Genomic DNA, 11958 nt, shown 5'->3' with positions numbered 1-11958 from the left:
TAATCCGTGTGGAACGACGCTCGCACTACCAACCTGATCGCCAACACGCTAGCCGTGCTGGCGGTTTGCGCCATGCTGATCGCGGGCGTGGTCTGGGTAGCGCAACGCCCGTTCTTCACGCTGACGGCCATCGAGCTGGAATCGATGCCGGACACCGAATTGCACTACGTGTCGCCGCAAGCGGTGCGCTCGGCGATCGCGGGCCGCTTCAAGGGCAACTTCTTCACGGTGGACCTGGACGACGCGCGCGAGATCTTCGAATCGGTGCCGTGGGTACGCCATGCCACCGTGCGTCGCATCTGGCCCAACGTGCTGCGCGTGCGAATCGAGGAACAGCAGCCCTTGGCGCTGTGGAACGAAAACCAGATGATCAACACCTGGGGCGAAGCGTTCACGGCCAATACGGGCGAGGTGGACGACGAAACCGTACTGCCGCAGTTCTCGGGCCCCGAGGGCACGGAATCGCTGGTGGTACAGCGCTACGCCGAATTGGCGCGGTGGTTCGCGCCGCTGGACATGCATGTCAAACAGTTGGAGCTGAGCCCGCGCTATGCCTGGCGGGTGGTGCTGTCCAACGGCATGCTGCTGGACCTGGGCCGCGACCCGGGCGCCGACGCGCCGGACCCGCATGGCCTGCCCGGCGCCTTGCCGTTCGCGGCTCGTATTCAACGCTTTGTGCAGGCGTGGCCCGTCGTGTCAGGGCGCCTGGAAGGGCGCACCATCACGCAGGCCGACCTGCGCTATCCGAATGGTTTCGCCCTGGCGCTGGCTCCGTTGCCCGCGTCGGAAACCAAATCCAAATCCACACCGAAACCTCCCAAGAAACGCTAACGCCATGACCCGTGACATCAAGGACCTTATCGTCGCCCTCGATATCGGCACCAGCAAGGTGGTGGCTGTGGTGGCTGAAATTTTGCCCGAAGGGCGATTCGAAGTGCTCGGCCTTGGCCAGCATGAATCGCGCGGCATGCGCAAGGGCGTGGTCGTCAATATCGAGACCACTGTGAATTCCATTCAGCGCGCGCTTGAAGAAGCCGAGCTGATGGCAGATTGCAAGATTCGCGACGTCTACACCGGCATTGCCGGCAGCCATATCCGCAGCTTCAATTCCAGCGGCATGGTCGCTGTGAAGGACAAAGAAGTCACCGCCACCGACGTTGCCCGCGTCATCGAGACCGCCAAGGCGGTGAACATCCCGACCGACCAGCAAGTGCTGCACGTGCTGACGCAAGAGTTCATCGTTGATGGCCAGGAAGACATCCGCGAGCCCATCGGCATGAGCGGCCTGCGCCTGGAAGTGCGCGTGCATATCGTGACCGGCGCGGTCAGCGCCGCGCAGAACATCGTCAAGTGCGTGCGCCGCTGCGGCCTGGAAGTGCAGGACCTGATTCTGCAACCGCTGGCCTCCAGCCTGGCCGTGCTGACGGCCGACGAAAAAGAACTGGGCGTCGTGCTGGTGGACATCGGCGGTGGCACCACCGATGTCGCCATCTTTACCGGCGGCGCCATTCGCCACACCGCGGTGTTGCCGATTGCCGGCGACCAGATCACCAACGACATCGCGGCCATGCTGCGCACGCCGACGCCGGACGCCGAAGAGATCAAGCTGCGCTACGGCGTCGCCAAGCAGGTGCTGGCCAGCCCGGACGAATCCGTCGAAGTGCCCGGCCTGGGCGATCGCGGCCCGCGCCAGGTCAAGCGCCAGGCATTGGGCGCCGTGATCGAGCCGCGCGTCGAAGAACTTTTCACGCTGGTGCAGCAGGTGGTGCGCGATTCAGGCTACGAAGATCTGCTGGCATCGGGCGTTGTCCTGACCGGCGGTTCGGCGCAGTTGCCCGGCATGATCGAACTGGCCGAGGACGTGTTCCTCAAGCCGGTGCGTGTGGCGGTACCCGAATACGAAGGAAGCTTGGCCGACGTGATGCGCAATCCGCGCTTCTCGACGGTCATGGGTTTGTTGCAGGAAGCACGGATGCAGCGTGTGCGAGGTCGCAAGGTCGCCGCTCAGACAGGCAATTTCAAAAGCCTGCTGGCGCGCATGAAGGAATGGTTCATGAATTAAAGAGAGGAAGGGGCAGGTTGGGGCCTGCTCCTTGGAATGCGTCGCGGCAGTATCGCGGGGCGGACCAGAAAGGGGAGGCGTCTCAAACCCGTCGCGGACCATAGCAGTCGGCATCGGCTTTGAGGCGATTCACAAAATATAGGTTGTTGGGGAATTTTTGTGATTTGCAAAATCGGACTTGTGAGGGAGTCATCATGATGAACTTTGAGATGCTTGAGAACAACACCAAAGGGACCGTAATCAAGGTCGTTGGTGTGGGCGGTGCGGGTGGCAATGCCGTCGCGCACATGATTCGCAGCGGCGTGCACGGCGTGGATTTCATCTGCGCCAACACCGATGCGCAAGCGCTGGCGGCAACCAATGCCCCGGTGCAGATTCGCTTGGGCCGTACCGGCCTGGGCGCGGGCGCCAAGCCCGAGCAGGGACGTGCGTCGGCTGAAACCGCGCGCGAGGAGATCCGTGCTGCGCTGAACGGCGCTCACATGGTCTTCATCACCGCCGGCATGGGCGGTGGCACCGGCACCGGCGCGGGTCCGGTCGTGGCCGAAGTGGCAAAGGAACTGGGCATCCTGACCGTTGGCGTGGTCACCAAGCCTTTTACGTTTGAAGGCAACAAGCGCCTGAAGATGGCCGAGGACGGCATTGCCGAACTGGCCAAGCACGTGCATTCGCTCATCGTGGTGCTCAACGAGAACCTCTATGAACTGATGGACGAGGACGCGACGCAGGAAGACTGCTTCCGTTCGGCCGACGATATCCTGCACAACGCTTGCGCGGGCATCGCCGAAATCATCAACGTCGAAGGTAACGTCAACGTCGACTTCGAAGACGTCAAGACGATCATGGGCGAGCAGGGCCAGGCCATGATGGGCACGGCATCGGCATCGGGCGCGGACCGCGCACGTGTCGCCGCCGAGCACGCCATTGCTTGCCCGTTGTTGGAAGGCGTGGACTTGAATGGTGCGCGCGGCGTGCTGGTCAACATCACCGCCAGCCGCTCGCTGAAGATGCGCGAAACGCGCGAAATCATGGAAACGATCCGCAGCTATGCTTCGGACGACGCGACCGTGATCTTCGGCACGGCCTACGACGAATCCATGGGTGAAAACCTGCGCGTGACCGTGGTTGCAACCGGCCTTGGCCGTGCGCAAGCGCGTCCGCAACTGGTGCAAAGCACGGCTGAAGTGCTGCGTACCGGTACCGACAACATGCCCATGGGCACGATGCCGGCTGGTCAAGGTGGCGATTACCGCAATCTGGATATGCCGTCTGTCATGCGCAACCCGCGCAGCCAGGCGTCGGCCCAGGTGCGTGCGTTGGAAAGCTCGGGCATGGATCATTTCGACATCCCGGCATTCCTGCGCAAGCAGGCGGATTGAACGAAAGAGCCGACGACAGGCTCTGAATCGCAACTCCCTCATCTCCGGCTCGCTTGTCCCCGCGGGCGAGCCGGAGGCGGAGCGGTCCGTGTTTCCCTTGCACGGTTCTATAAAGGGACGGAAGTATCGGTCGATCTGGGTTGCTTGATGGCGCCAAGGATCGGACAGCGTTACAATACGTCAGTTACGCCGGCAATCTGTACTCTTCGTGCCGGCTTCCTGGCTCTAATACCCAAGCATCATGTTCCGACAGCGCAGCATTCAGAATCTAGTCCGCACGACAGGCGTCGGCGTCCACTCCGGACGGCGGGTAGAGCTCACCCTGCGTCCGGCACAGCCCAATACGGGCATTGTTTTCCACCGTGTTGATTTGCCCGAAGTCGTGGACCTGCCTGCTCAGGCCACCGGTGTCGGTGACACGCGCATGGCGTCCGTCCTGCAACAGGGCAACGTCCGCGTATCCACGGTAGAGCACCTGATGTCGGCATTGGCCGGCCTGGGTATCGACAACCTGCATATTGACCTCACTGCCGAAGAAGTTCCCATCATGGACGGCAGTGCGGCAACCTTTGTTTATCTGTTGCGCTCGGCGGGCATCGTCGAGCAGAACGCGCCCAAGCAGTTCATCCGCGTCAAAAAGACGGTGGAAGTGCGCGAAGGCGAAGGCCGCAACGAAAAATGGGCCCGGCTGGAACCGCATGAAGGCTACGCGCTGGCCTTCTCGATCGATTTCCGCCACCCCGCCATTGATTCCACCGCCAATTTTGCCGAGATCGATTTCGCCACGCATTCGTACGTGCGCGAAATTGCGCGCGCGCGCACGTTCGGGTTCGTCAATGAAGTGGAAGCGCTGCGCTCGATGGGCCTGGCCCGTGGCGGCAGCCTGGACAACGCCATCGTCATGGACGAATACCGGGTGCTGAACAGCGACGGGTTGCGCTATGACGATGAATTCGTGAAGCACAAGATCCTGGACGCCATCGGCGACCTGTATCTGTTGGGCAAGCCCCTGGTGGCGCGCTACGTGGCGTGCAAGTCGGGCCACGGCCTGAACAATCAGTTGGCCCGCGCGCTGCTTGCTCAGCAAGACGCGTGGGAACTGATCACCTATGAATCGCAGGCTGAAGCGCCGCAAGCCTTCCGCCACGAATGGAAGCTGGCGTAACGCCGGGTTCCTGATGGGATGCGGGCGGGGCGCGATGCCCCGATTCCGTCCGCTTACCGCCTTGTCCCACTAATGGACGGGGCCGGTCACCATCCCCTGATGCAACAGCCGCCATCCGGCTCCAAACCATCGTCGTAGTCCGACAAGAACTTGGTTTCGCTTCGTTTCCGAGCGCGGTGCGCGCCGGACAAAGCCGGATAGCTTCAGCTACTCTTGTGGTGCCTCAAGAGCTTGGCAACCGCGTCGGCCAACGGGCCGGGGCGTAGTTTTTCGTGCAGCGTTTCGAACGCACCCAAGGCGGTATTGCCCAGGGGCTGCGCCTCTTTGGGAGGGCGTGGCTGACGGGCGCCGGGCTTCGGTAACCCCGCTTGTACCTTGACGGCAATTTCGTTAAGGTTCCAGCCTTGATCGGCCAGGGCACGCGCCACGCGCGGCGCCAACTGACGCATCTTGGCTGCGTGCGCGGCACTGGGCACCACCAGATGCAGGCACTGGTTTTCCAGTTTGCCCACCTGGCAGACGGCACCTAGCGGGGCGGGCAGAACTGCCGCCACCGCATACTGAATTTGCAAGTGCTTGCGGGCAGTCGCCAACACTCCGGCGCCCCGCATGTCATGACCCAGCCATCCCAGAGCGGTATTTTCTTTCCGCCGGCTGGAACTGGAACGTTGACGGTATGAAGTGGGTCTATTCATCCCGGCTCTAGAGAATTAGGAAGCAATCTTGAAAATCGTGATTATGCACGCCCGCGACGGGCGGGACGGGCATTTCACCCTGGGTGGCGCGCGGCTGGCGTTGCTGCTTGGGGCCGCGCTGATGACAGCCGCCATCTTCGGCGCCGCGCTACAGCGCTACCTTACTCCCATCCTGCCCGCGGTACACGCCGTGGGCTGGCCCCTGGCGCAACAGCCGGGCCGCGATACCGATTTCCTGCGTGGAAACATGAATTTGCTGGCCGCCAAGGTGGGCGCCCTGCAAGCCAAGCTGGTCAGTATCGACGGCTTGGGCCAGCGCGTGGCCAAGGTGGCGGGCGTGGCGTACACCGATCCCGAACTGGCCAAGCAGTTGGCCGTGGCGCAGCCCGAAGCGCTGACCCAGCCGGAAGCGACCCAGGTCATGGATGACCTGTTCACCGATCACCCACCGCCCAGCGCGGCATCCGCCGAAGCCCTGGGCCGCCAGCTGGACGAAATTCAGGCGCGGCTGGCGCAGCAGTCCGACAACCTGAAGCTGCTGGACGCGGCGCTGACCAGGCGGTCGGCCGACCAGGCCCGCATGCCCACGGCGATGCCCATCACCGACTACCCCTATCTGACTTCTTCCTACGGCTGGCGCCGCAATCCGGTGACGGGTCGCACCGCCATGCACGAAGGCCTGGACTTCGCGGCGCCTTCCGGAACCCCGATCCTGGCCGCTTCCGGCGGCGTGGTGCTGGAAGCCAAGTTCCAGCCCGGCTTTGGCAATATGGTCGAAATCGACCATGGCGATGGCCTGATCACCCGCTACGCGCATGCGTCGTCGCTGATGGTCAAGCAGGGGCAGTTGGTTGAACGCGGCCAGCAAGTGGCTCGCGTGGGCAGTTCCGGACGGTCGACCGGGCCGCATCTGCACTTCGAGGTCCGCCTTGCCGGACAGCCGCTGGACCCCCGTTTGTTCCTGGGATCGCAGCAGAACGCGCCGCCCGCCGTGGCCCAAGCCGCGGCGACTGAACCTGCGGCGCGCTGACCGGTCAAACCGGTCATCTTCAGCACTCTGGCCATAGGGCCAGGCTATTACGCGCCAGGTGCGTTAAACTGGTTCGTTTCCCAGCGGACCCCGCTCAACCAATAAATCAAAGTCACGGGAGGCGCTGCCCTTGCCCTTTGCAGGCGCGGCGTGGCTCGTGCGGCCGACATACGCATGGTTTCTCTGCTCAAAAAACTCATAGGTAGCCGCAACGACCGGCTGCTTAAGCAGTATCGCAAGCTGGTAACCCAGATCAATGGGCTCGAGCCCAAGATTTCCGCGCTTTCCGATGCGGAGCTGGCGGCCAAAACTGACGAATTCCGATCCCGATACGCCCAAGGTACGTCGCTTGACGACCTGCTGCCCGAGGCTTTCGCCGTCGTGCGCGAAGCCGGCAAGCGCGTGTTCGGGATGCGCCATTTCGACTCTCAGTTGCTGGGCGGCATCGCGCTGCATAGCGGCAAGATCGCCGAAATGCGCACGGGGGAAGGCAAAACGCTGATGGCGACGTTGCCCGTTTACCTGAATGCATGCGCCGGCAAGGGCGTGCACGTGGTGACGGTGAACGACTATCTGGCCCGCCGCGACGCGGAATGGATGGGGCGCCTGTACCACTTCCTGGGCATGACCACGGGCGTGGTGGTGCCGCAGCAGCCTAACGAAGAGAAAAAGGCCGCTTACGCCGCCGACATCACTTACGGCACCAATAACGAATTCGGTTTCGACTACCTGCGCGACAACATGGAATACCGTGTTGAGGACCGCCGCCAGCGCGTGCTGTTCTACGCCATCGTCGACGAAGTGGACTCGATCCTGATCGACGAAGCCCGTACGCCGCTGATCATTTCGGGCCAGGCCGAAGATCACACCGAGCTCTACATCCGCATGAACGCGGTGCCGCCGCTGCTCAAGCGCATGGCCAGCGAGCCCAAGCCGCAAGAGCCGGAACCCGAAGGCGATTACTGGGTCGATGAAAAAAGCCAGCAGGTTTACCTGTCGGAAGCCGGTCACGAGAATGCCGAGGCCATTTTGGCCCGTTTGGGCATCCTGCCGGAAGGCGAATCGCTGTACGACCCGCGCCACATCGCCCTGATGCACCACCTGATGGTGGCCCTGCGCGCCAACAACCTGTTCTTCCGCGACCAGCAATACGTGGTGCAGGACGGCGAAGTGGTGATCGTCGACGAATTCACGGGCCGCCTGATGGTGGGCCGCCGTTGGTCCGATGGGCTGCACCAGGCCGTCGAAGCCAAGGAAGGCGTGAAGATCCAGCACGAGAACCAGACGCTGGCATCCATCACGTTCCAGAACTACTTCCGCATGTACGAAAAGCTGTCCGGCATGACCGGTACGGCCGATACGGAAGCGTACGAATTCCAGGAAATCTACGGGCTTGAAACGGTCATCATCCCGACCAACAAGCCCATGATCCGCAAGGACCAGAACGATCAGGTCTTCAAGACCGATCCGGAAAAGTACAACGCGATCCTCGAAGACATCCGCGACTGCCACGAGCGCGGCCAGCCCGTGCTGGTGGGCACGACCAGCATCGAAAACTCCGAGCTGCTGTCGGGCCTGCTGAAAAAGGCCAAGCTGCCGCACGAAGTGCTGAACGCCAAGCAGCACGCCCGCGAGGCCGAGATCGTTGCCGAAGCCGGCAAGCCGGGTCACATCACCATCGCCACCAACATGGCCGGTCGGGGTACCGACATCGTGCTGGGCGGCAGTGTGGACAAGCAGGTTGACCTGATCCGCGCCGACGAATCGCTGTCGGAAGCCGAAAAGAATGCGCGCATCGAGAAGATCCGTGCCGAATGGAAGCCGCTGAACGAGCAGGTCAAGGCCGCCGGCGGCCTGCGCATCATCGGCACCGAACGCCACGAATCGCGCCGTATCGACAACCAGCTGCGCGGCCGCGCCGGCCGCCAGGGTGACCCGGGCTCGTCCCGTTTCTACCTGTCGCTGGAAGACTCGCTGATGCGCATCTTCGCGGGTGACCGCGTGCGCGCCATCATGGAACGCCTGAAGCTGCCCGAGGGCGAGCCCATCGAGGCGGGCATGGTGACGCGGTCGATCGAAACCGCGCAGCGCAAGGTGGAAGGCCGCAACTTCGACATCCGCAAGCAATTGCTGGAATACGACGACGTGGCCAACGACCAGCGCAAGGTGCTGTATGCGCAGCGTAACGACGTGCTGGAAGCCGCCAGCGTCAGCGCCACGGTGAACAACCTGCGCGATGCCGCCGTGGTTGAACTGTTCAACACGTACGTGCCGCCGGAATCGGTCGAAGACCAGTGGGACGTGCCCGGCCTGCAAAAGGCGCTGGAAGGTGACTGGCACCTGCACCTGCCGCTGACGGAAATGCTGGAGAAGGAATCCAACCTGACCGACGAAGACCTGCGCGAACGCGTGGTGGCCGCGGCGCGCGATGCGTACCAGGCCAAGGTCGATCAGGTGGGCGTTGAATCGTGGTCGCAATTTGAACGTTCGATCATGCTGCAATCGATCGACACGCACTGGCGCGAACACTTGTCGTCGCTGGATTACCTGCGTCAGGGCATCCATCTGCGCGGTTACGCACAGAAGAACCCCAAGCAGGAATACAAGCGCGAAGCCTTCGAATTGTTCTCGGGCATGCTGGATCGCATTCGCGATGACGTCGTGCGCGTCTTGATGACGGTGCGCGTGCAATCGTCCGAGCAGGTCGAGCAAGCGGAAGCGGAAGCGGCGCAATCGCACGTGCAAAACGTGCAATACCACCACTCCGACTACGACGAGGCACTGGCCCAAACGGAATCGGACGACAGCGCCCAGCCCGTGCGCAACGCGCTGCCCAAGGTTGGCCGCAACGACCCGTGCCCGTGCGGTAGCGGCAAGAAGTACAAGCAGTGCCACGGCAAACTGGTCTGATCAGGGGATAACGCCATGCTGCATTCTGTCGGCCGCACCGAATTCGACCACGCCGTCGTGATGGTGCGCGACCGGCTGGATGCGCTGGCGCCGCACTTCGAGCGCCAGGGTTTTCACCTGAGCGACAAGTCGGTGCATAACCTGGGTTCCTGCAATCGGCTGATCGTGCTGGAAGGCACGTATGTGGAATTGCTGGGATGGCCGCCTGGGGCGCCGCCCACCCGCAAGGAAATCGCGGATTCGCCGTTCGGGCTGGAAGCGCTGGTGTTTCGCACCTATGACGCCGATGCCACGTACGAACGGCTGAAGGCCGCCGGCTTCGCCGTGAACCCCGTCCAAGAACTGACCCGCCCGGCGATGCTGGATGGTCAGGAAGTGCAGGCCAAATTCCATACCGTGCGTTTTGCCGAGCAGCCCCTGCCCGGCATCCGTATGTATTTCTGCCGACACCTGACGCCGGAATGCGTGTGGTCGCCGGCATTGATGGCGCACCCGAATGGCGCGCGCAGCCTGATTCGCATCGACGCGCGCGCGGCGCACGCGCAAGCGGTGGCCGAGCGCCTGGCGCTGGTGGCGGACGTGTCCGCCGAAGCCGCTTCGGGCGGCTGGGACGTGCCGCTGGCCAATCTGCGTATTCACGTTCAGCAAGACGCCGCAGCGGTAACACCCGTGTTGTCCACGCTGACGCTGGAAAACCGCGACGGCGCCCACTACACGCTGGATACCGGCCTGTAGCTTCCCAACGGGCGTGTCGGTCGCGCCTCGCCCGGTTCTTACTTCCACACTTGTGATCCCAGGCTGCATTTTTTGCGCAGCCGTGTCGCGTTGCGTCCCTTTTTTACGCCGCGCCGCCCCGACCCTTCGCTTGCGGGCAAACCCTGCTTGCAACGCAAAGTGTATGCACTTTAGTATGCACTTCATCGCATCGCATTTCTTCATTCCGATTTCCTCTATTCCCCAGCCGGATTTCGTTCCATGACGCAGTCGCCCACCGTCCATCGCCCCGCTGCCCGTACATCCGCGGGCCAGGCCGAGCTGTACGGCGCGGTCAAGGCGATGGCCGTGCGTTTCGACTTCAAGCCGGGCGAACGCATTAACGAGGTCGACCTGGCGCGCCGCTTGAACGTCAGCCGGACGCCGCTGCGGGAAGTGCTGAATCAATTGATGGTCGAAGGCTTTCTGACGCGCTCGGTGAACCGCGGCTTTATCGCCCGCTTGCTGGACGCCAAACAGATTCACAGCCTGTACGAATACCGCGCGGTACTAGAAGCCGGCATCGTGCGTGCCGCCTGCGAACGCGCCAGCGATGATGAACTGGCCCAGTTGCGCGAGTTCGTCGAGCGGTCGCGCGATGTACCGGAAGACAGCGACGCCACCCGGCTGTTGGAACTGGACGAAGCGTTTCACCTGCGTCTGGCCGGGCTGTCGCGCAATGAAGAATTTGTGCGGGCCTTGGAAAGCGTCAACGCCCGGATTCATTTCGTGCGCTGGATCGATATGCAGCAAGGCCGGCGCAGCCACACGCAGGGCGAACACCTGCGCATCGTGCAGGCGCTGGAGCAGCGCGACATGGATGCGCTGCCTGCGCTGATGGGCGCGCATATCGGCCGCCGCCTGGATCAGATCACCGATGTGATACGCACAGGATTTTCAACCATTTACATGCGGGACCAGGCCGAACCCGCCACGGTAGCGCCGGCCAACACCACAACAGCAGGGGAAAAATAATGACTCACACAATGAAGCGGATCCTGGCGGGCTTATGCACGCTGGCTGCCGCCGGGGGCGCCATGGTGGCCGCACCCGCCGCCGCCGAAGAACGGCCGTTGATCCTGGTGGTGCCGTACCCGCCGGGCGGCAGCACCGACATCCTGGCGCGCATCTTGCAGCCGCGTCTGTCGCAACAACTGGGTGGGCGCGCGGTCGTGGTTGAAAACCGCCCCGGCGCGGCCAGCCAGATCGCCACCGCTTTCGTGGCGCGCGCCGAACCCGATGGCAACACGCTATTGGTCAGCTTCGACAACCACGGCATCAACCCGGCCGTGAAGCCCAAGCTGCCTTACGACACCTTCAAGGACTTTGTCGCGATCTCGCAGACGGTGCGTTTTCCGCTGGTCATTGGCGCCAACCCCAATGTGCCCGGCAATAACCTGAAAGAGTTCCTGGCCGCAGCGGCCAAAGAATCGCCCAACAAATTCAATTACGCGTCTACCGGCGTCGGTTCGCTAAACCATCTGGCGCCCGAAGAGCTCAAGCGCCTGTCTAAGGTTGAACTGCTGCATGTGCCGTATGGCGGCGGCGGCCCGGCCATTCAGGCGGTGGTGGGCGGGCAGGCCAATATGACCTGGCTGAGTTTTGCGGCGCTGCGTGGGCAGATCCAGGGCGGCAAGATCAAGCCCCTGGCCGTGGCCGGCGAAAAGCGGCTGCCTGAATTGCCCAACGTGCCCACGGTTATCGAATCGGGCTTTCCCGGCTTTGTGGCCTATTCCTGGAGCGGCATGTTCGCCCCGAAGGGCACGCCCGACGCCACCGTGAAGAAGCTGACGGCCGACTTCAAGGCCGTGCTGGCGGACCCGGACATCAAGAAGAAGGTAACGGAAGCGGGCTTCGAAATCGTGGCGTCGAACGGCCCCGAGCTGGACGCCTACGTGAAGTCGGAATACGACCGCTGGAGCGCCTTCATCAAGAGCAGCAACATCAATCTGGATAACTGAGCG

10 protein-coding genes are annotated in these 11958 nt (G+C 62.9%); 9 read left to right on the top strand and 1 reads right to left on the bottom strand.

From position 1 onward, the window contains the following. Positions 1-6 precede the first annotated feature (6 nt). The 4 genes from V6F88_RS25210 to lpxC all read left to right on the top strand — a co-directional run bounded on the left by V6F88_RS25210 (position 7) and on the right by lpxC (position 4606). The gene (locus V6F88_RS25210) at positions 7-831 is read left to right on the top strand and encodes a cell division protein FtsQ/DivIB (protein WP_046804314.1); all 825 of its coding nucleotides are present in this window, start codon (positions 7-9) and stop codon (positions 829-831) included. 4 nt (positions 832-835) lie between these two features. Next, on the top strand, positions 836-2062 hold the full coding sequence (gene ftsA / locus V6F88_RS25205) for a cell division protein FtsA (RefSeq protein WP_006217473.1): 1227 nt from the start codon (positions 836-838) through the stop codon (positions 2060-2062). A gap of 194 nt (positions 2063-2256) precedes the next feature. After that, positions 2257-3441 (top strand): cell division protein FtsZ, encoded by a 1185-nt coding sequence (gene ftsZ, locus V6F88_RS25200; protein ID WP_046804312.1) that lies wholly within the window; start codon positions 2257-2259, stop codon positions 3439-3441. 241 nt (positions 3442-3682) lie between these two features. After that, positions 3683-4606, top strand: a complete 924-nt coding sequence (gene lpxC, locus V6F88_RS25195) for a UDP-3-O-acyl-N-acetylglucosamine deacetylase (protein WP_046804311.1) — start codon at positions 3683-3685, stop codon at positions 4604-4606. A 203-nt stretch (positions 4607-4809) separates the two neighbouring features. Here lpxC and V6F88_RS25190 read toward each other — a convergent pair whose 3' ends face one another. Beyond that, the gene (locus tag V6F88_RS25190; RefSeq protein ID WP_006217476.1) at positions 4810-5217 is read right to left on the bottom strand and encodes a DciA family protein; all 408 of its coding nucleotides are present in this window, start codon (positions 5215-5217) and stop codon (positions 4810-4812) included. A 127-nt stretch (positions 5218-5344) separates the two neighbouring features. Between V6F88_RS25190 and V6F88_RS25185 the strand changes: the two genes are divergently transcribed. The 5 genes from V6F88_RS25185 to V6F88_RS25165 all read left to right on the top strand — a co-directional run bounded on the left by V6F88_RS25185 (position 5345) and on the right by V6F88_RS25165 (position 11955). Further along, positions 5345-6331, top strand: coding sequence for a M23 family metallopeptidase (locus tag V6F88_RS25185; RefSeq protein ID WP_332613050.1), 987 nt, complete (start codon positions 5345-5347; stop codon positions 6329-6331). Between the two features lie 174 nt (positions 6332-6505). Continuing rightward, a complete protein-coding gene (gene secA / locus V6F88_RS25180; RefSeq protein WP_332613003.1) occupies positions 6506-9241 on the top strand; it encodes a preprotein translocase subunit SecA in 2736 nt (911 codons plus the stop codon). Positions 9242-9256: 15 nt separating this feature from the next. After that, positions 9257-9976, top strand: coding sequence for a VOC family protein (locus tag V6F88_RS25175; RefSeq protein ID WP_332613002.1), 720 nt, complete (start codon positions 9257-9259; stop codon positions 9974-9976). 240 nt (positions 9977-10216) lie between these two features. Further along, positions 10217-10969 (top strand): GntR family transcriptional regulator, encoded by a 753-nt coding sequence (locus V6F88_RS25170; protein WP_332613000.1) that lies wholly within the window; start codon positions 10217-10219, stop codon positions 10967-10969. Then, a complete protein-coding gene (locus tag V6F88_RS25165) occupies positions 10969-11955 on the top strand; it encodes a tripartite tricarboxylate transporter substrate binding protein (RefSeq protein ID WP_442880391.1) in 987 nt (328 codons plus the stop codon). Before V6F88_RS25170 ends, V6F88_RS25165 begins: the two co-directional genes overlap by 1 nt. Positions 11956-11958 lie beyond the last annotated feature (3 nt).

Source organism: Achromobacter sp. ESBL13 (assembly GCF_036668755.1).
Lineage (GTDB): Bacteria > Pseudomonadota > Gammaproteobacteria > Burkholderiales > Burkholderiaceae_B > Achromobacter.
This window is presented reverse-complemented; position numbering and strand designations above follow the sequence as displayed.